Annotated in this window: 16 protein-coding genes and 1 pseudogene; 11 read left to right on the top strand and 6 right to left on the bottom strand. The window is 69.4% G+C overall.

Annotated features, from left to right (window positions below; all coding sequences use genetic code 11):
- Window positions 1-3: 3 nt before the first annotated feature.
- The 4 genes from AB0M35_RS07380 to AB0M35_RS07365 all read right to left on the bottom strand — a co-directional run bounded on the left by AB0M35_RS07380 (window position 4) and on the right by AB0M35_RS07365 (window position 4,395).
- On the bottom strand, window positions 4-429 hold the full coding sequence (locus AB0M35_RS07380) for a CBS domain-containing protein (RefSeq protein WP_363742671.1): 426 nt from the start codon (window positions 427-429) through the stop codon (window positions 4-6).
- Between the two features lie 79 nt (window positions 430-508).
- Window positions 509-2,260, bottom strand: coding sequence for a proline--tRNA ligase (locus tag AB0M35_RS07375; protein WP_363742670.1), 1,752 nt, complete (start codon window positions 2,258-2,260; stop codon window positions 509-511).
- 209 nt (window positions 2,261-2,469) lie between these two features.
- Window positions 2,470-3,399 (bottom strand): hypothetical protein, encoded by a 930-nt coding sequence (locus AB0M35_RS07370; RefSeq protein WP_363742668.1) that lies wholly within the window; start codon window positions 3,397-3,399, stop codon window positions 2,470-2,472.
- A 357-nt stretch (window positions 3,400-3,756) separates the two neighbouring features.
- Window positions 3,757-4,395 carry an SUMF1/EgtB/PvdO family nonheme iron enzyme gene (locus AB0M35_RS07365; protein WP_363742666.1) on the bottom strand — a complete coding sequence of 213 codons (639 nt, stop codon included), beginning with the start codon at window positions 4,393-4,395 and terminating at the stop codon, window positions 3,757-3,759.
- Window positions 4,396-4,596: 201 nt separating this feature from the next.
- Here AB0M35_RS07365 and AB0M35_RS07360 point away from each other — a divergent pair, with 201 nt between their 5' ends.
- On the top strand, window positions 4,597-5,376 hold the full coding sequence (locus AB0M35_RS07360) for an SGNH/GDSL hydrolase family protein (RefSeq protein ID WP_363742664.1): 780 nt from the start codon (window positions 4,597-4,599) through the stop codon (window positions 5,374-5,376).
- Window positions 5,377-5,431: 55 nt separating this feature from the next.
- Here the strand turns inward: AB0M35_RS07360 and AB0M35_RS07355 are convergent, their stop codons facing one another.
- Window positions 5,432-6,301: an LPXTG cell wall anchor domain-containing protein gene (locus AB0M35_RS07355; RefSeq protein ID WP_363742662.1), complete on the bottom strand. Its 870-nt coding sequence runs from the start codon at window positions 6,299-6,301 to the stop codon at window positions 5,432-5,434.
- Between the two features lie 466 nt (window positions 6,302-6,767).
- On the opposite strand from AB0M35_RS07355, the gene AB0M35_RS07350 reads away from it, so the two are divergent.
- From AB0M35_RS07350 to AB0M35_RS07315, 8 genes and pseudogenes are all read left to right on the top strand, one after another.
- On the top strand, window positions 6,768-7,658 hold the full coding sequence (locus AB0M35_RS07350; RefSeq protein ID WP_363742660.1) for a sulfurtransferase: 891 nt from the start codon (window positions 6,768-6,770) through the stop codon (window positions 7,656-7,658).
- A gap of 121 nt (window positions 7,659-7,779) precedes the next feature.
- On the top strand, window positions 7,780-8,664 hold the full coding sequence (locus AB0M35_RS07345) for an FAD-dependent monooxygenase (protein ID WP_363742658.1): 885 nt from the start codon (window positions 7,780-7,782) through the stop codon (window positions 8,662-8,664).
- 148 nt (window positions 8,665-8,812) lie between these two features.
- Window positions 8,813-9,439, top strand: coding sequence for a TetR/AcrR family transcriptional regulator (locus tag AB0M35_RS07340; protein ID WP_363742656.1), 627 nt, complete (start codon window positions 8,813-8,815; stop codon window positions 9,437-9,439).
- Window positions 9,440-9,596: 157 nt separating this feature from the next.
- The gene (locus AB0M35_RS07335; RefSeq protein WP_363742654.1) at window positions 9,597-10,934 is read left to right on the top strand and encodes a biotin carboxylase N-terminal domain-containing protein; all 1,338 of its coding nucleotides are present in this window, start codon (window positions 9,597-9,599) and stop codon (window positions 10,932-10,934) included.
- A gap of 156 nt (window positions 10,935-11,090) precedes the next feature.
- Entirely contained in the window at window positions 11,091-11,999 is a 909-nt protein-coding gene (locus AB0M35_RS07330; protein ID WP_363743024.1) for a hydroxymethylglutaryl-CoA lyase, read from the top strand.
- A 189-nt stretch (window positions 12,000-12,188) separates the two neighbouring features.
- A complete protein-coding gene (locus AB0M35_RS07325) occupies window positions 12,189-13,721 on the top strand; it encodes an acyl-CoA carboxylase subunit beta (RefSeq protein ID WP_363742652.1) in 1,533 nt (510 codons plus the stop codon).
- A gap of 116 nt (window positions 13,722-13,837) precedes the next feature.
- Window positions 13,838-14,986, top strand: coding sequence for an acyl-CoA dehydrogenase family protein (locus AB0M35_RS07320; protein WP_363742650.1), 1,149 nt, complete (start codon window positions 13,838-13,840; stop codon window positions 14,984-14,986).
- Window positions 14,987-15,108: 122 nt separating this feature from the next.
- Window positions 15,109-16,806: pseudogene (locus AB0M35_RS07315) on the top strand (helix-turn-helix domain-containing protein); the annotation flags it as partial.
- Window positions 16,807-17,096: 290 nt separating this feature from the next.
- On the opposite strand, the gene AB0M35_RS07310 reads toward AB0M35_RS07315, so the two are convergent.
- Window positions 17,097-17,609, bottom strand: a complete 513-nt coding sequence (locus AB0M35_RS07310; protein ID WP_363742647.1) for a MarR family transcriptional regulator — start codon at window positions 17,607-17,609, stop codon at window positions 17,097-17,099.
- Between the two features lie 100 nt (window positions 17,610-17,709).
- Here AB0M35_RS07310 and AB0M35_RS07305 point away from each other — a divergent pair, with 100 nt between their 5' ends.
- Both AB0M35_RS07305 and AB0M35_RS07300 read left to right on the top strand, forming a co-directional pair.
- Window positions 17,710-18,291 carry a YceI family protein gene (locus AB0M35_RS07305; RefSeq protein WP_363742645.1) on the top strand — a complete coding sequence of 194 codons (582 nt, stop codon included), beginning with the start codon at window positions 17,710-17,712 and terminating at the stop codon, window positions 18,289-18,291.
- Between the two features lie 357 nt (window positions 18,292-18,648).
- Window positions 18,649-20,127 (top strand): glutamate--cysteine ligase, encoded by a 1,479-nt coding sequence (locus AB0M35_RS07300; protein WP_363742642.1) that lies wholly within the window; start codon window positions 18,649-18,651, stop codon window positions 20,125-20,127.
- The last annotated feature ends 3 nt before the right edge of the window (window positions 20,128-20,130 follow it).

Raw genomic sequence — 20,130 nt, 5'->3', positions numbered from 1 at the left:
TCCTCACAGCGTGGGGGCTTGCTCACTGATCTGCCCGAGGGCGGACTGCGGGTCGAACTGCACGGCCAGGTCGCCGAGGGAGACGATGCCGACCAGCTTGCGCTCGGCGTCGCAGACCAGCACCCGGCGTACGCCCCGTTCGCGCATCAGTGCCGCCGCGTCGCCCGCGGAGCAGTTCTGCTCGATCATCACCACTTCGCGGGTGGTGATCGAGCCGATCGTCGTACTGGTGGGGTCGCTGTTGGCGGCGACCGCCCGGACCACGATGTCGCGGTCGGTGAGCAGCCCGGCGAGGGTGGCGCCGTCGGTGACGACGACGTCACCGATGTCGGCCTCCTTCATCACCCGGGCCGCCTCGTCGAGGGTGGTTTCCGCCGGCAGGTAGATGACCTGTCGGGTCATCACGTCAGCGACGCGGTAGTCGGACATGAGAGCCTCCATGCAACGTTCGGCCGATCGAAATGCGGTACCCCGTTCTCCGGCGACTACACCCCATCCGGCACACGGGTCACCGGTCTACCGGCGGCGCCAGGTGGGCGAACAGGTCGGCCAGCGGCAGTTCGGTGCGCTCGCCGGTGGCCCGGTCGCGTAGCTCGACGTACCCGTCGGCGAGGCGGCGTCCGACCACGACGGTGCGCGGGATGCCGATCAGCTCGGCGTCGGTGAACTTCACCCCGGCCGAGACACCGGCCCGGTCGTCCACGAGCACTCGCAGGCCGGCGGCGGACAGCCGTGCGCCGAGGTCGAGCGCCGCGTCGAGCTGCGGACCCTTGCCCGCAGCCACCAGGTGTACGTCGCACGGTGCCACCGAGGTCGGCCAGACCAGTCCCCGCTCGTCGTGATGCTGCTCGGCGATGGCCGCCACCGCCCGGGACACCCCGATGCCGTAGCAGCCCATGGTGAGTCGCACCGGCTTGCCCTGCGGACCGAGCACGTCGACGGCGAAGGCGTCGGTGTAGCGGCGGCCGAGTTGGAAGATGTGTCCGATCTCGATACCCCGACGCATGGTCAGCCGACCGTCGGCGCAGGCCGGGCAGGGGTCACCGGCGCGCACCTCGGCGGCCTCGACCGTGCCGTCGGGGGTGAAGTCCCGGCCGCACACCACGTTTGTGGCGTGCCGGCCCGGCTCGTTGGCGCCGGTCAGCCAGGCCGTCCCGGCCACGACCCGGGGATCGACCAGATACCGGATGCCGAGCTTGTCGAGCACCTGCGGCCCGATGTAGCCACGGACCAGCTCGGGACGGGTGTCCCAGCCGTCGAAGATGTCCACGGCGGCCGGCGACAGCGCGGCACCCAGCCGCTTCAGGTCCACCTCTCGGTCGCCGGGCACCCCGACGACGAGCAGTTCCGCCTCGTCGGCGCCCGGACGGCGTACGGTCAGCACCACGTTCTTCAGGGTGTCGGCGGCGGTCCAGTCGGTCCGACCGGCGAGCGCCCGGTCGTTGGCGAGCGCGACCAGGCCGGAGATGGTCGGCGTCTCCGGAGTGTCGTGCACATCGACGGCCGGCTGCCGGTGCGGGTCGCCGGTCGGCGGGGCGACGGTCGTGACCGCCTCGGTGTTGGCCGCATAGGCACAGCCGGTGCAGCCGACATAGGTGTCCTCGCCGACCGGCGCGGCGGCCAGGAACTCCTCCGATGCGGAACCGCCCATCGCCCCCGACACGGCGTGCACCACCGTGTAGTCCAGGCCGAGCCGGTCGAAGATCTTCTGGTACGCCTCGCGGTGCCGGCCGTACGCCGTCCGTAGCCCGTCGTCGTCCAGGTCGAAGGAGTACGCGTCCTTCATCAGGAACTCGCGGCCACGCAGCAGCCCGGCGCGGGGGCGGGCCTCGTCGCGGAACTTGGTCTGGATCTGGAACAGCGTCACCGGAAGATCCCGGTACGAGCTGAACAGGTCCTTCACCAGCAACGCGGCCAGCTCCTCGTGGGTGGGCGCGAGCAGGTGCTCGGCGCCGCGCCGGTCGGCCAGGGTGAAGATGTCGTCGCCGTACTCCGTCCACCGCCCGCTGGTGCGGTACGGCTCGGCCGGCAGCAGCGCCGGGAAGTGCACCTCCTGGCCGCCGATCGCGGTCATCTCGGCCCGGACGATCTCGGTGACCCGATCCAGGACCAGCTTGCCCAACGGCAGCCAGGTGTAGCCGCCCGGTGCGGGCCGCCGCAGGTAGCCGGCGCGCAGCAGCAGCCGATGGCTCGGCACCTCGGCGTCGGCCGGGTCCTCGCGCAGGGTCCGGAGCAGCGTGGTGGACATCCGCAACAGCATTGCCGCAGCGTACGACCGCAGGGCCGGTGTCGGCGAACGCATTGCGCACCAGCGGTGGTCAGGTGGCTCGCTCAACCCGGCCCGGTGCGCCGGGGATCGGGCCGGGCCGGTCGGGGCGCGGCGGCGAGCCGCAGGCAGTGATCGCCACAGACGACGTGTCACCCGGTGGTTCCTGTTCGGAGCCACCGGGTGACAGCATGGTTGTGCTGCTAAGCGTGCGGCAGTCGGGTGCGGCGTCGAGCCAGGAGCAGCAGGATGCCGCCAACCGCCAGCATGGCGAGACCGACACCGGTGATCAGCCCGGCCGGTGGACCGGTGACCGGCAAACCACCCCCACCCCCGCCGCCGTCGTCCTTGGGGAATGCGGCGACCACGACGGCGAAACCGTCCTGGTTGTCGCTGACGTCCACATCGGCTGCCGGTACGGCGACCGCGTTCGCCGGCAGTCGGGTCCGCTTGGCAGCGGAGCGGGCTTCCGCCCGCTCGGTCAATCCTTCGACCTGGACCATGCCGCCCTTCAACGTGACAGGCGCCTTGGTGTCGGCCGGTACATCTATCACCATGCCCAACTCGACAGCGGAGTAAAGATCCTCATTGTGGTTCTCCTCCTCCGCTGGTACGAGCGCAAGGCGGTCGTAGGTGCAGACCGCCGTCCGTCCGTCACTGCCGATCACACATGCTTCCTCCGGCTGATTGAACGTCACGCCCTCGGGCAGGCGGATCGTGACCTTGAGGCCGCTGACCGCCTTTCGGCCGTGGTTGGCGACCAGGTATCCCAACCCGCCCGCCTCCCCGGGGTTCAACGGTCCATGAGGTTCGAGCGGGCCCGGATCGACGGGCACCGACTGAGTCACGTCCGGTGCCTTCACCGACAGGTCGGCTTCGGAGTTGTCGACCACGTTGAGCGTGAACCGCTTCCTGGTCTCGACGGGCCTGTGGTCATCCCAGGACATGCCGGCCGAGACACCGAACTCGCCTTCGAAAGGCTCCTTCGTATTTGTGCTGACGGTAATGAGGAGGGGAATTTCGACGGTCCCGCCGGGGGCCGGAATGAGGTGAGGGTCATCGACCGAATTGATGTCACACCCCCAGGCCCCCCAGTCCCCGTCGCAAAGGCCGGAGCCGCGCGCCCACTCCACGGTGGCCCTGAACCCGCCCCCACTGGTGAAGAACCACTCCGGTCCGAAGCCGCCGACGGAGAAGGAGATCGCACCCGGGGCCTCGTCGGTCAGGTTGGTCAACCTCAGGTAGATCCTCTTCTCCAACGACCCCAGCGCAATCGTCGTGCTGGACAGCTCGAAGGCGAATTTCGCTTCCGGCTCGACCGCCGAGGCGGGAGCGGCGGGGACGGCCAGACCGGTGAGCAGGAGAAGCGTGGCGGCGGCTGTTCGCGACAGCCACCGACGATTACCTGAGGCCACAGCGGAATCCTTCGGGTGAGCGGACAGTGTGGCTGGAAACACTATTCGTGCCCGAGCCGCAGTGCTATCCGTCGATCATGCAGAGCGCGCGACGCGAAAACCGACATCGTCGACGGTGAACGTCGGATGGCTGCGACGGCGTACGGAGGCGCGGCAACTCCACTGCTCGTCGAACCAACCCCCGCCGCGCAGCACCCGGTAGCTGCCGTAGACCTCGGCGTCGTAGACGTCCCAGCACCAGTTCCACACGTTGCCCAACATGTCGTACAGGCCCCAGGCATTGGGCTGTTTGCCCGCCACCTCGTGGATCCGCTCGGCCGAGTTGCCGCGATACCAGGCGATCTCGTCCAACGGCCCGTAACGCGGTCCGGTCGTGCCGGCGCGGCAGGCGTACTCCCACTCGGCCTCGGTCGGCAGCCGGTATCCGTCGGCGTCGACGTCCCAGTCGATTCGCTCGCCGTCGAGCCGGTACGCCGGTGTCAGGCCCTCCCGCTGGGACAGCGCGTTGCAGAAGCGGATCGCGTCCCACCAGGAGACGCTCTCCACGGGAAGCCGATCGCCGGCTGCCGCGCTGGGGCGTTCGCCGGTGACCTGTGCGTACTGCTCCTGGGTGATCGGGACCGCGGCGATGTCGTACGGCTGGAGCCGCACCGACCAGCGCCGCTGAGTACGCCGATCCGACAGCGTCACCAGCCCGGCCGAGATGGGGATCATGGCAAGCTCCACCGTCACGAGCAGCGAGCGTACTCGAATCGGCAGGCGATGACCTCCGCCACGATCCGGCCTCAGGGGCAGCCGGGGATGCCTGCCTGGTGCCAGACTCTGCGACGTTAAGAAGGGGCCCTTCCTATACCGCAGGCGTTAACTAGGGGCCCTTCCTTACACCTCCGAAACTCCTCTGATGAAGGAGCAGTGGTGCGCTGGCGCAGTTACGTCGCGGTCGGGGACAGCTTCACCGAAGGCCTGGACGACCCGTACCCGGACGGCAGCTTCCGGGGCTGGGCTGATCTGGTCGCCACCCGGCTCGCCGCCGAGGCCGGCCCCGATTTCCAGTACGCCAACCTGGCCATCCGGGGTCGCACCTTCCCGAACGTGGTGGCCGAGCAGGTACCCATGGCACTGGCGATGAAGCCCGACCTGATCAGTTTCGCCGCCGGCGGTAACGACGTGCTGCGCCGGACCTTCGACCCGGACGCCCTGGTCGATCGCTTCGACCAGGTGGTAAGCCGACTGCGCGCTGACGGCGCCGACGTGGTGCTGTTCCGGTTCGCCGACGTGATGGCCCGGCTGCCCGGCCAGCGGTTCATCGCACCCCGGGTCGCGCTGCTCAACCGCGCGGTCGGCGAGACCGCGCAGCGGCACGGCGCGATCCTGGTCGACCTGTACGCCGACGACACCTACCTGAACCCGATGCTGTGGAGCACCGACCGGCTGCACCTGTCTCCGGCCGGTCACCGTCGGGTCGCCGGCCAGGTGCTCAGCGCTCTCGGCGTCGGCTGCGACGAGGAATGGTTGCTGGTACCGCCGTACCCGCAGCCGACGCCCTGGTTGTCCGCCCGCGCGGCCGACCTGCGCTGGGCCGGACAGCACCTGGCTCCCTGGGTCAAGCGACGCATCACCGGCCGCTCGTCCGGCGACACCCTGACCGCCAAACGTCCCGTACTCGGCCCACTTTCACCAGAGTCGCCTCGCTGACCAGGAAGCCGTCAGCACGACGACTTCCTGGTCAAGCGGGTGGGTGCCTCAGCCGTTACGCGTGCGGCAGGCGGTTGCGGCGTCGGGCGAGCAGCAGCATGAGGCCGCCACCGGCCAGTAGGACGACGCCGATTCCGGCGATCAGCGTGGTCTGCGATCCGGTGATCGGCAGCTCGCCCCCGCCTCCGTTGCCGCCGTCGTCCCCACCGCTGCGGGGGGCGGCGACCACGACGGAGAAACCGTCCTGGTTGTCGCTGGCATCCACATCCGCCGCCGGTACGGCTACCGCGTTCGCCGGCAGCTTGGTACGCACCCGGTCGGACTTGGCGACGACCTCCTCGGTCAGGCCCTCGACCTGCACGGTGCCGCCCTGCAACGTGACGGGGGCCTTGGTGTCGGCCGGCACAGTCACCAGATTGTGCAACTCGACCGCGGAGTGGATGTCGTCCTTGGGGTCGGTGTCCTCGGCGACCGGTACGAGGGCCAGGCTGTCGTAGGTGCAGACCGCCGAGCGTCCGTCCTCTTCGACCGCACACTCCTTGGGCGGCTCGGTGAAGGTGACGCCCTCGGGCAGGCCCAGGGTGACTTTGACCCCGCTGACCGCCTTTCGGCCCTGGTTGACGATCCGGTAGCGCACGGCGGCCGTCTCGCCCGGGTTCAGCGGACCGGTCGCTTCGAGCTTGCCGTCCGCCGCTACCCGCACGGACTGCTTCACGTCCGGGGCGAGCACCGACAGGTCAGCCTCGGCCTCGTCGACGATCTTGATCGGGAACGTCTTTCTGACGTCGGGCGACCGCACGTTCCCCCAGTACGCGTGCACGATGACGTTGACCGTGGCCTCAAACGGCTCGTCCTTCTTGCGGACGTGCAGGTCAAGCGGAATCTCGACCGTCTCGCCGGGTCCCGGCGTGAACTCCGGATACACGGATGCAGCGAGGAAGCAGTAGAAACGGTCGGGCTCACCGTCGCACTCGCCGATGGCAGTACCCCTCCCTGGCCACTGGATGGAGGCGTCCTGGAACGGTTCCAAGTTGTTGGGGCCGAGATTGAACTGCCACGCGGTCGGGGTTTCGTCAGTCGTCAGGTTGGTGAATCTCAGATGGATCCTCTTCTTATCGACTCCCAGCGGAGCCGTCGTGCTGGTCAGATCGAAAGCGAATTTCGGTTCCGGGTCAACCGCAGCGGCGGGACCAGCGGGGAGAGCCGTACCGGCAAGAACTAGCAACGTGGCGGCCACGGTTCGTGACAGCCAGCGACGACCAACAGTCACAGCGAAACCTTCCAAGTGAACGGCCAGGGTTGTTGCAGACGATATTCCTGAGGGCCTCGTCGCGCTGTCCCGTCACCGGAGCGTGCCACCCGGCAGCCCGCAACTGGGTACCTTGGGGATCATGCCTGTGCCGAGTGATCCCGATCCCCGACTCCAGTCCTACGCCGACCCGCAGCGGCTGGTCACCACCGAGTGGCTGGCCGAGCACCTGCACGATCAGGGGCTCGTCGTCGTCGAGTCCGACGAGGACGTACTGCTCTACGACACCGGGCACATTCCCGGTGCGGTAAAGGTCGACTGGCACCTGGAGTTGAACGACCAGGTGACCCGCGACTATCTGGATGCCGAACGGTTCGCCGAACTCTGTGCCGCCAAGGGCATCGGCCGTGATGACACCGTCGTCTTCTACGGCGACAATTACAACTGGTGGGCCGCGTACGCCCTCTGGGTTTTCACGCTTTTCGGCCACGCCGACGTGCGCCTGCTCGACGGCGGGCGGCAGAAGTGGATCGCCGAGGGGCGGGAGTTGACCCGCGACAAGCCGAACCGGCCGCGGGCGCAGTACCCGGTGCCGCAGCGCGACGATGCGCCGGTGCGGGCGTTCCGCGAGGAGGTGGCGACGCACGTCGCGGCGGGTCGCCCGCTGGTGGACGTGCGTTCACCGGGTGAGTACACCGGCGAGATGCTGCACATGCCGGACTACCCGCAGGAGGGTGCGCTGCGCGGTGGGCACATCCCGGGCGCGGTGAGCAAGCCGTGGAAGTCCGCCGCCAACGACGACGGCACCTTCAAGCCGGCCGAGGAGCTGCGCGCCATCTACGCCGACCAGCTCGGGCTGAGCCCCGACGACGACGTGATCGCGTACTGCCGGATCGGGGAGCGTTCCAGCCACACCTGGTTCGTGCTGCGCCACCTGCTCGGCTACCCGCAGGTCCGCAACTACGACGGCTCCTGGACCGAATGGGGCAACCTGGTCCGCGCCCCCGTGGTGAAGGGCCCGAACCCGACCTGACCCGGGAGATCGATCATGAAGTTGCCGGGCGGGCTGCTCGGCGACTTCATGATCGATCGATGGGGATGTCGCCCTTCAGATAGCGCTGGATGGTGGGGCCAGCCAACTGCGTAGCTCGGCGGTGCCGTTCGATGGATTGCCGAGCCGGCATCGGTACGCGCTGACGGTGTCCCAGTCGGTCACCGAGCAGGTGCTCGCCGAGCAACTCGCCGAGGTGGGCGGTGAGGTGCTGCGCCCGTACCGGCTGACCGGCCTGGATCACGACGCTGCCGGCGCGGTGGCGCGGTTCGACGCTGCAACCGTGCGGACCCGGTGGGTGATCGCGGCCGACGGAATCCACAGCACCGTACGCACGGCGGTCGGCATCCCCTTCACCGGACAAGCCGACGCGGAATCGTTCGTGCTGGCCGACGTGCTCATGGACAGCACGTTGCCCCGCGAGGGGGCGTCGATCTTCCTCGCCCGGGGCGGGCCACTGGTCTGGGTGCCGCTCCCCGACGAACAGGTGCGCCTGGTCGCCACGGTGACCGACCCGCCGGCCGAGCCCGACGCCGCGTACCTGCAACGGATCCTCGACCAACGCGGCCCCGCCGCCCGGCCCGACCGGGTTCACGAGGTTCTGTGGTCCTCGCGCTTCCGACAGCACCGTCGGATCGCCGAGACGTTCCGCGCCGGGCCGATCCTGCTCGCCGGTGATGCCGGTCACGTCCACAGCCCCGCCGGTGGTCAGGGTATGAATCTCGGCATCTGTGACGCGGTCGACCTCGGGGAAACCCTCGCCGAGGTGCTGGCCGGCGGTCCCGACAGCCTGCTCGACGAGTACGCCGCCCGGCGCCGTCCACTCGCCGACGAGGTGGCCGGCTTCGCCGACCGGCTGACCCGGCTCGCCGTGGTGCCGCCGCCTGCCCGACCGGCTCGGGACGCACTGCTGCGCCTGGTTTCGACGCTGCCGCCGGTACGCCGCCGGGTCGCCCTGCGGCTGTCCGGGCTGCACCAACGGGCGTGACCGCTGGGGTCGATTTGTCCCTCTGGGCGGGTGCGGCCTGCCACCCCGGGAGGTTTTCGGGAGCGCTGTCGGGCTGGCGTTCCCGGCAGGCGGACTGGCGGGTAACCGAGCCTGCCCCCCGTCATCAGCCTGGGTCTACGCTTGCCCGGTGACGGTGGAGCAGCGGGCCCGCGGCGCGAACAGCGGGGCCACGGGGACGGGGCGGCGCCGGTCCCGCAAGGACGAGATCCTGGAGATCGCGGTGGGGCTTTTCGCCTCGCGCGGCTACCACGGCGTGTCGATGGACGACATCGGCGCGGCGGCCGGGGTGACCGGCCCTGCTCTCTACCACCACTTCGCCGGCAAGGAGGCGATGCTGGTCGCCGCGCTGGTGCCGGTGAGCGAAGGGTTGCTCGACGGCGGTCGACAGCGCGCCGCCGCCCACCCGGGTGAACCGCGCGCCGTACTGGAGTCGTTGATCGACTTCCACGTCGACTTCGCATTGGCCAATCCCGCTGTCATCGCGTTGCACCTGCACGAGCTGGACCGGCTGCCCGAGGAACCCCGACGGCGGATCCGTCGCCTTCAGCGGCTCTACGTGGAGGAGTGGGTCACGGTGTTGACCGCCCTGCATGCCGGGTTGCCCGACGGGGAGGCGCGGGTGCTGGCCCACGCCGCGTTCGGCCTGATGAACTCCACCCCGTTCCTCGGCGGTGAGGTCGATCGTCGCCGCCGCGCCGAGCTGCTGCGCGCCGCCACCCTCGCCGCCCTCCTCGCTCCCACCGAACCAGCCTGAGGTTCACTCTCCGCCGGCATCTGCGGCGCGGCCAGCTGTTCAGCAGTGTCAATAAGGAGCCCTTGCTCTACCGGAGGCGTTGAGGGGGCCCTTCCTTGCTCCGTGGCGGTGCGCCTGCCTAGCATGCGGTCCCACCATCTGGACGCTCGGAGGACCCATGATCGAGTCGTTGCTGGTCGCCAACCGGGGCGAGATCGCCCGCCGGATCATCCGTACCGCGAGGCGGCTCGGCGTACGCGCGATCGCGGTGCACTCGGAGGCCGACGCCGATCTGCCGTTCGTGCGCGAGGCCGACGAGGCGGTCTGCGTCGGGCCGGCCAACCCGGCGCAGAGCTACCGCAACACCGAGGCGATCCTCGCCGCCGCCGAGTCGACCGGTGCGCAGGCCATCCACCCCGGCTACGGCTTCCTGTCGGAGAACGCCGACTTCGCCCGTACGGTCGAGGCCGCCGGCCTGATCTGGGTCGGACCGGGGGCGGACGCGATCAGCGCGATGGGCGACAAGATCAACGCGCGGAACCTGATGGCCGCCGCCGAGGTTCCGGTGGCCCCCGGCACCACCGAGCCGGCGGCCGACCTGACGGCGGCGCTCGCGGCTGCGGACGAGATCGGCTATCCGGTCATGGTGAAGGCCGCCGCCGGAGGTGGCGGTATGGGCATGGGTGTGGCCTCCGACGAGAGCGCGCTGCGCACCGAGTACGACAAGGTGCGCGCGTTCGCGGAGCGGATGTTCGGCGACGGGTCGGTGCTGATCGAGCGTTACTTCCCCCGCGTGCGGCACGTCGAGGTGCAGATCCTCGGGCTGGCCGACGGCCGGGTGGTGGCCCTCGGCGAGCGGGAGTGCTCGGTGCAGCGCCGCAACCAGAAGCTGGTCGAGGAGTCGCCCTCCCCGGCGGTGTCGCCGGAACTGCGGGCCCGTCTGCTCGCTGCGGCGGTACGGGCCGGCGAGGCGGTCAACTACCGCAACGCGGGCACGGTGGAATGTCTGCTCGTCCCGGGCGCCGACGAGTTCTTCTTCCTGGAGATGAACACCCGGCTCCAGGTGGAGCACCCGGTGACCGAGCTGGTCTACGGCCTGGACCTGGTCGAGGAGCAACTGCGGGTGGCCGCAGGCCTGGCGCCCTCCTTCGACCCGGACGCGCTCAGCCCACGCGGCCACGCCATCGAGTTGCGGATCAACGCCGAGGACCCGAAGCGGTTCCTGCCCGGCCCTGGGGTGATCAAGACCTGGGTGGAGCCCACCGGCGAGGGGGTACGCGTCGACTCCGGCTACGTCGAGGGCAACACGGTCACCCCGTTCTACGACAGCCTGATGGCCAAGCTCATCGTGTACGGCGCCACCCGCACCGAGGCGCTCGCCCGTGCCCGCACCGCCGTAGCCGATTTCGCCCTGGCCGGCCCCAAGAACAACCTTCCCTTCTTCACCGAACTCCTGGACAACCAGGAGTTCACCTCCGGCACCTACGACACCGCCCTGATCACCCGCATGCGCTGACCCCGCTCTGCCCGGTTGATCAAGAAGTTCGCGTCTGATCCGGGCGGCTCCCAGACGCAAACTTCTTGATCAACGAGGGCAGGCGGGTGGGGTGCCATGCTGAGGAGAGGAAGAGGAGAGGTTGAGGTGCACAGTGAGGTGGCCGGGATGAGGGAACTGCCGGAGTTCGTGTCCATCCGGGAGGTCGGGCCGCGCGACGGGCTCCAGAACGAGGAGCCGATTCCGACCGAGGCGAAGGTGCGGCTGCTCGACGCTCTCTCCCGCACCGGCGTACGGCGGATCGAGGCGGTGTCGTTCGTGCACCCCAAGGCGATCCCGCAGATGGCCGACGCCGACGAGGTGTGGCGACAGGCGACGAAGGTTGACGGGGTCCGCTATTCGGCGCTGGTGCCGAACACGCGAGGTGCCCAGCGTGCCCTGGCCGCCGGGTTCACCGAGATCGAAGTCGTCGTCTCGGCCAGCGACACGCACAATCGGCGCAACGTCAACCGCGGCACCGACGAGTCGCTGGACGACATCGCCGAACTGATCGACCTGCTGCACAGCGCCGGCGCGCGGGCCGAAGTGATCATCGCGACCAGCTTCGGCTGCCCGTACGAGGGGGACATCGACCCGGCCCGGGTCGCGGCCATCGTGGACCGGGTGGTCCGCGACGGCGCCGACCGCGTGGCCTTCGGCGACACCACCGGCATGGGTACGCCCCGACGGGTCCGTGACCTGCTCACCGCCGTACGCGACCGCAACGCGGACATCCCGGTGCTGCTGCACTTCCACAACACCCGGGGCACCGCACTGGCGAACCTGTTGACCGCGCTGGAGTTCGGGGTGACCGAGTTCGACGCCAGCGTCGGCGGTCTCGGCGGCTGCCCGTACGCCCCGGGCGCCAGCGGAAACCTGGCGACCGAGGAGGCGGTGCACATGCTGCACGACATGGGCATCGACACCGGCATCGACCTCGAAGCCCTGATCGACGCCGCCAGGCTGGCCGAGGAACTAACCGCCCGCCGCCTCCCCTCCGGCGTCCTCCGCGCCGGCCCCCGCACCCACAAAACCCCCCTCCCCTAACCCCACCCCACCCCACCCCCACTGCGCCCGCGATCATGCACTTTGTGTCGCGTGAACGTGGCCTTTGAGGTGATATGCGGCGACCGAAAGTGCAAGATCGCGAAGGCGGGGTGGGCGCGGGGCGTGGTGGGGGGTGGGTGGGGTGGGGTAGATTAACGATCGTTCAGGCCGATCGGGTTGGGAGCCGTGGTGACGGTTGACGGTGGGGCGCTGGAGCAGCTCGGCAAGCGGGTTCGGGCCGGTGGTGCGGAGAAGTACCATGCGGCGAACGCTGCCAAGGGGAAGCTGTTCGCGCGGGAGCGGGTCGCGCTGCTGGTCGACGAGGGATCGTTCGTCGAGGACGGGCTCTATGCCAACGCGCTCGCCGACGGGCTGCCCGCCGACGGGGTGGTGACCGGCACCGCCACCGTCGACGGTCGTCAGGTCTGCCTGATGGCCAACGATTCCACCGTCAAGGCCGGCAGCTGGGGTGCGCGTACCGTCGAGAAGATCATCCGGGTCATCGAGCGGGCGTACGACACCGGTGTGCCGATGGTCTACCTGGTCGACTCGGCCGGGGCCCGGATCACCGACCAGGTCGAGCTGTTCCCCGGCCGCCGTGGCGCCGGCAAGATCTTCTGGAATCAGGTACGCGCCTCCGGCTCGATTCCCCAGGTCTGCGCGCTGTTCGGGCCGAGCGCGGCCGGTGGCGCGTACATCCCGGCGTTCTGCGACGTGGTGGCCATGGTGGACGGCAACGCCAGCATGTACCTCGGCTCCGACCGGATGGTCGAGATGGTCACCGGTGAGAAGACCACCCTGGAGGCGATGGGTGGGGCCAAGGTGCATTGTGCCGAGTCGGGCGTCGGCCACTTCCTCTGCAAGTCCGAGGCCGAGGCGCTCGACGTGGTCAAGCGCTACCTGTCGTACCTGCCGGCGAACTGGACCCAGCAGCCGCCGACCGCCGAGGCGGTCGAGGCGCCCGCCAAGGCGGACCTGGCCGCGCTGGTGCCGGCGAGCGAGCGGCAGGCGTTCGACATGCGACGGTACGTCAAGGGCCTGCTCGACGAGGGTTCCTTCTTCGAGATCCAGGCGCTCTGGGCCAAGGAGTTGACCATCGGGTTCGGTCGGCTGAACGGCGAGGTCGTCGGCGTGGTCGGCAACAACTCGATGTTCAAGGGCGGGGTGCTCTTCGTCGACTCGGCGGACAAGGCGACCCGGTTCGTGCAGCTCTGCGACGCGTTCAACGTGCCGCTGCTGTTCCTGTCCGACGTGCCCGGCTTCATGGTCGGCAGCGCGGTGGAGAAGCAGGGCATCATCCGGCACGGCGCGAAGATGATCACCGCGATCTCCGAGGCGACCGTACCCAAGATCTGCGTGGTGGTCCGCAAGGCGTACGGTGCGGGTCTTTATGCCATGGCCGGGCCGGGCTTCGAGCCGGACGCCACCATCGCGCTGCCCACCGCGAAGATCGCGGTGATGGGCGCGGAGGCCGCGGTCAACGCGGTGTACGCGAACAAGATCGCCGCGATCGAGGACGAGGCCGAGCGGGCCGCCTTCGTCGCCGCCAAGCGCGCCGAGTACGAGCAGGACATCGACATCGTCCGGCTGGCCAGCGAACTGGTGATCGACACGATCGTCGAGCCGCACGAACTGCGCGCCGAACTGGTCCGCCGGTTCACCGCAGCCCGCAGCAAGGATCGCCACTTCTCCCGGCGCCGGCACGGCGTCACTCCGGTCTGAACCGTCGGCCAGGTCGGGCAAACAACCGTCCGAACCGTCGACCGCACCAGCCAGCACAATCACCGTCAGCGGCGTCACGAGCGCCCGGCGGCCCGTCCACCCAGGAGGAACCCCCGATGGACTTCCGGCTCTCCGAGGAGCACCAGGCGCTGCGCGACAGCGTGCGGGACTTCGCCCGCGAGGTGGTCGCGCCGGTCATCGCCGAGCACTACGAGCAGCACACCTTTCCGTACGAGATCATCCGGCAGATGGGCAAGATGGGGCTGTTCGGCCTGCCCTTCGGCGAGGAGTACGGCGGCATGGGCGGCGATTACTTCGCCCTCTGCCTGGCGTTGGAGGAGTTGGCCCGGGTCGACTCCAGCGTGGCGATCACCCTGGAGGCGGCGGTCTCGCTCGGCGCGATGCCGATCTACCGGTTCGGCACCGACGAGCAGAAGGCCCGCTGGCTGCCGAAGCTGCTCAGCGGCGAGGCGCTGGCCGGGTTCGGGCTCACCGAGCCTGGCACCGGCTCGGACGCCGGGGGCACCGAGACCCGGGCCGTGCTGGACGGAGACGAGTGGGTGATCAACGGCTCGAAGGCGTTCATCACGAACTCGGGAACGGACATCACCGCCCTGGTCACCGTCACCGCCGTCACCGGCATCCGACCGGACGGCTCGAAGGAACTGTCCACCATCATCGTGCCGAGCGGTACGCCGGGCTTCACCGTCGCTCCCGGCTACTCGAAGGTCGGTTGGACCGCCTCTGACACCCATGAGCTGACCTTCGACGACTGTCGGGTGCCGGCGGGGAACCTGCTCGGTGAGCGCGGCCGGGGCTTCGCCCAGTTCCTGCGCATCCTCGACGAGGGCCGGATCGCCATTGCCGCACTGGCCGTCGGCCTCGCTCAGGGCTGCGTCGACGAGTCGGTCAAGTACGCCGGCCAGCGGCACGCCTTCGGCCGGCCGATCGGCAACTACCAGGCGATCCAGTTCAAGGTCGCGGACATGGAGATGAAGGCGCACACCGCGCGACTGGCCTACTACGACGCGGCGGCCCGGATGCTGGCCGGCGAGCCGTTCAAGCGGCAGGCGGCGATCGCCAAGTTGCACGCCAGCACGATCGCGGTGGACAACGCCCGGGAAGCGACGCAGATCCACGGCGGGTACGGCTTCATGAACGAGTACCCGGTGGCCCGGTTCTGGCGGGATTCCAAGATTCTTGAGATCGGCGAGGGTACCTCCGAGGTGCAGCGCATGATCATCGCGCGGGACCTGGGGATGTGAGGATTTGCGGGGCGCCGGTGTCTGGCTGACCCCGGCCCTTCCTGTCGGGTTTCCGCATCGGCCGGTCGGGTGGTTGACGCTCGCGTGTCGGTTGTCGGTCCTGGCCCGTAATGTCCCTGGCCATGACTTTGGGTCATGATCGTTCATCGGGTTCGACCGAGCCGTCCGGCCTCGCGGAGCTGTTGCGAGGGCACCGGCGGGCCGCCGGCCTCACCCAGGCCGAACTGGCGATTCGTGCCGGCGTAGGCGTGCGGACGATCCGTGACCTGGAACGGGGACGCTCCTCGCGTCCGCAGCGCACCACCGTCGAACTGCTTGCCGACGCGCTCGAACTGGCCGGTGCCGCCCGTAGGGCCTTCGTGGCCGCCGCTCGAAGAACCGCTGTCGGCAGCGCCCGGTCCGACCTCGGTACGCCGAGGCCCATCCCGCCACCACCGGAGCTGATCGGGCGGGAACGGGAGCTGGCTGAGTTGGTCACCCTGCTGACCGAGTCGCGTGGGCCGCAGGTGGTCAGCCTGGTGGGACTGGCCGGTGTCGGCAAGACCGCACTCGCGCTGGCCGTCGGACACGCCGTCGCCGCCGCCCACCCGGGTGGCGCGAGTGGGATGCTGGTCGGTGCCGGGTCGGACGCCGCCGACGTGCTCGCCGCCTCGTTGAGCGTCTTCGGGGCGGCCCGGATGACCGAGTTGGCTGCCCGACTCGGCGACCGCCCGGCGTTGCTGCTGGTGGACGCGGCCGAACGGGCGCCCGATTCGGTGGCCGGGGCGTTGCAGCGGCTCGTCGATGCCGTGCCCTCGCTGCGGATCCTGGTCACCGGTCGGCATCCGGTGGGCTTGCCGGACGAGTGGGTCCGGCCGGTGTCGCCGTTGGAGGAGCCGCCGCCGGATGTCACCGACCCGTCGACGCTTGCCGGCTATCCGGCGGTGGCGCTGTTCACCGCCCGGCTGACCCAGGTCCGTCGGGAACCACCGACCGCCGCCGAACTGCCCGCGCTGGCCGCACTGGTACGGCGACTGGGCGGGCTTCCGCTGGCCATCGAGCTGATGGCGGCGCGTGGCCGGCTGCTCAGCTTGACCGAGCTACTTGACCGGTACGGCGACCGGGTGCTGGACCTGGACACCTCGGTAGCGGCCCGTAGCGGTTGGGAGACCGGTCAGGCGCGGCCGGACGAGGCCCGAGCGGCGGTGGTGGAGACGCTGCGCGACGCGGTGGCGACGAGCTATCGACTGCTCGACGACGAGGAGCGCGCGGCGCTGCGCCGGTTCGCCGCGTTCGGCAACCGCTGGTCGATCGAACTGGCGGAGGAGATGCTCGCGAATACGGCCATCACCGCCGATCCCGTACGGTTGCTCAACCGGTTCCTCGAACTGGGGCTGCTGAACGTACGCGGGGATGGCCCGTTTCGCTTCCGGCTGCTCGACGCGGTCCGGGACTATGCCATCGAGCGGGCGTCCGGCGCCGGTGAGTCGACGGTGATCCGTCGTCGGCATGCCCGCGTCATCACCCGTCTCGTGGAGCACACTGCACCAGGGCTGGCCGGCGACGAGGCCACCGAGGCAGCGCACCGACTCGACGAGGTCTCCGGGGATATCAGCTCCGCGATGGTGTACGCGGCGGTCGACGACCCCCACACCGCGTTGCGTCTGGCGGCCGGCCTGCCGCTCTGGTGGCGGCTTCGCGGGCGGGCCGTTCCGGGCCGGCAGTGGCTGCTGCGGCTGCTCGCCGATCCGCGTACCGCCGATGCCGAGCCGGCGCTGCGCGCTCGGGCGTCGCTCGGAGTGGCGTCGCTCGCCGATGAGCACGGCGCTGCCGTGGAAAAGTCGTCGAGGGCCCGCGATCGGTCCGGGCAACGTGGGGTGGTGGCGCGGGCGAGGAAGCCCCCTGTTGCCACCCCTCGCTCATCGCCCGCGCCGGCACCCCCCGTTGCGCCCCCGCTGACCCGAGACTAGCGATGCGGTGCGAGGCCATCTGTCGGTTTTGATGGCCTATCACCGTTTGACCGACTGGTTCTGCCGCTCTTTCTGCCGCTGGCGTCACCCTCGGCTGGTCAGCCGAACACCGGTAGTTCCCGGCCGGGGTTGTGGACAGAACAACCGCTACGCGGGGATGATCAGCACTGGGTGGGGTCGGCATCCTCGGTGAGGGTGGCTGAGTCGCCGCTGCCGGCCGTGGCGCAGGGATGTACCGCGTCGCGCACCCGCCGCAGACCGTCGAGCAGCGCATTGAGCGCCGCCGGATCCAACTGGCCGGTGAACCAGTCCTCGATGAGTTGGAGGTGGCCTGGTAGGCACTCGTCGAGGCGGCGCAGGCCGGCCGGCGTCACCACCGCGAACGAGCTACGCCGGTCGGACGGGCAGGCGCGTCTGGTGATCAGCCCGTCGCGCTCCATCCGGTCGACCACCCGGGTCACGCCGCTGGTGGACAGCGAGGTCTGGGCGGCGAGGTCGGTCATTCTCAGTTGATTGCCGGGCGAGCGGGTGAGTCGGGTGAGCACCTCGAACTCGACCGAGGACAGCCCGTGTTCTTCCAGTTGGGCGGCGAATCGGGCGGACAGCCCGGCGTGTACTTCGAAGAGGAGGCCAACTGCCGTGATGCGAGGGTCATCGAACACGTTCGGGTTCACCAGGCCATCCTAGCAGTACTTGACACATGGAATATTGCTTCGAGTATAGTTGCTTAGGAAGTCGTTGGGCTACTAACAATCTCCCGGAGGGCAGTTTCTCATGACCAGCAGCACCGAGTCGGTTACCCGCGAGTGGAACGGCCTTACCATCCCGGCGGCCGGCACCTACCTGCTGGACGCCGCGCACAAGCGGGTCGGCTTCGTGGCCCGGCACATGATGGTGTCCAAGGTGCGTGGTGAGTTCACCGAGGCCAGCGCGACCATCACCATCGCCGAGGACCCCCTGGAGTCCACGGTCAACGCGACCCTCCAGGCGGCCAGCATCACCACTGCCCAGGCCGACCGGGACGCTCACCTGCGCAGCCCGGAGTTCCTCGACGTCGAGAAGTTCGCCACGCTGGAATACCGCAGCACCGGTGTGAAGTCCCACAGCGGCAACGAGTTCGTCCTCGCCGGCGAACTCACCGTCAAGGACGTGACCCGTCCGGTCGACCTGAAGGTCGAGTTCGAGGGTGTCGGCCGCAGCCCGTTCGGGCAGGACATCTTCGGTTTCTCGGCGAGCGCCGAGATCGACCGTGAGGACTTCGGTCTGACCTGGAACGTCGCCCTGGAGTCGGGTGGCGTCCTGGTCGGCAAGAAGATCAAGATCGAGATCGAAGGTGAGGCCGTCCGCCAGGCCTGACCCCGGTACGACCGACAGGCCCGCGCCCACGCTGCGCGGGCCTGTCGGCTGTCCGCCGCCGGGACCACCGCTGGTCGTCCACGTCGGCTCACTTCCGCTCGTGCAAGCCGCCATCGTCGGTGCAAAATGTCACAGATTGTTAGCCGGGTGACCGGTTGGCCGCGGCAACACGGCTGGGTAGGAGGCGATCCAGCGCTTCCGACCTGGTTAAGTCGCTGGTCAAGGCGGCGTTGCCGGGCGGTGGACTGCGGCAACGGACCGATCTTCGGGCAGCCTTGTTCGGCAGGTCAGCGAGTAAGGTTCACACTGCGCTGCGGAACGGCACCGTTCCGTCGCGCCGCGCGCCGGGAGGAACATATGGGCAGGGATGTCGACCGAGCCACATTCTCCCGTGAGGACCGGGTTCTCTACCGGCAGAAGGTCCGCCGCTGCCTGGACGTCTTCGCTCTGATGCTGGATGACTTCGGCTTCGACGCAGACCGGCCGATGACCGGCCTGGAGATCGAACTCAACCTGGTGGATCCGACGGCCGAACCCGCGATGCGCAACGAGGAGATCCTCGCCGCCATCGCCGATCCGCTGTTCCAGACCGAGCTGGGACAGTTCAATCTGGAGTTGAACGCCAACCCGCGACTGATTTCCGGTGGGGGATTCAGCGACTACGAGCGCGGCCTGCTCGGCAGCCTCAACCGGGCGGGCGAGCGGGCGGCCCGGTCGGACACCCGGATCGTCCTGGTCGGCATCCTGCCGACGCTGACCGAGTGTCACCTGGTGGCCGACAACCTGTCCACGAACGAACGTTACCGAGTGCTCAACGACCAGATCGTCGGTGCGCGGGGCGAGGACATCGAACTCGACATCCGTGGTGTCGAGCGGCTGCGTACGCACACCGACTCGATCGCGCCCGAGGCCGCCTGCACCAGCCTCCAGTTCCACCTCCAGGTGGCACCGGACAGCTTCGCCGACTACTGGAACGCCTCCCAGGCGATCGCCGGCGCCCAGGTCGCGGTGGGCGCCAACTCGCCCTTCCTGTACGGCCGACAGCTCTGGGCGGAAACCCGGATCGCCCTCTTCGAACAGGCCACCGACACCCGCCCGGACGAGCTGAAGGCGCAGGGCGTACGACCTCGGGTGTGGTTCGGGGAACGCTGGATCACCTCGATCTTCGATCTTTTCGAGGAGAACGTCCGCTACTTTCCGCCGTTGCTGCCCATCTGCGAGAGCGAGGACCCGGTCGAGGTCCTGCACGCCGGTGGGGTGCCCGAGTTGGCCGAGCTGCGACTGCACAACGGCACCGTCTACCGCTGGAACCGCCCGGTGTACGACATCATGAACGGCCGTCCGCATCTGCGGGTCGAGAACCGGGTGCTGCCGGCCGGGCCCACCGTGGTCGACATGCTGGCCAACGCCGCCTTCTACTTCGGGCTGGTACGCGGCCTGGCCGAGGCCGACCGTCCGATCTGGAGTCAGCTCACCTTCAGCTCCGCCGAGGAGAACTTCCACGCCGCCGCCCGACGGGGCATGGACGCCGTCCTGCACTGGCCACGCCTCGGCGAGGTGCCGGTGACGGGGTTGGTTCTCGACGTGCTGTTGCCCATCGCGGCCGCCGGGCTCGACGGCTTCGGGGTGGCCCCGGCCGAGCGCGATCGGCTACTCGGCATCATCGAGCAGCGCTGTCGTACCGGCCGCAACGGTGCGGTGTGGCAGACGGCGACGGTATGGGCCGCCGAGCGGCGACGGGGCCTCGACCGGCGGACCGCCCTGCACCACATGCTCCAGCGCTACGCCGAGTTGCAGGGCACCAACGAGCCGGTGCACACCTGGCCGATCGACTGACGC

The sequence above is a fragment of the Micromonospora sp. NPDC051196 genome (genome assembly GCF_040682415.1).
Classification (GTDB): domain Bacteria; phylum Actinomycetota; class Actinomycetes; order Mycobacteriales; family Micromonosporaceae; genus Micromonospora.
The sequence above is the reverse complement of the archived record's forward strand: the minus strand, read 5'-3'. Positions and strand labels throughout refer to the sequence as shown.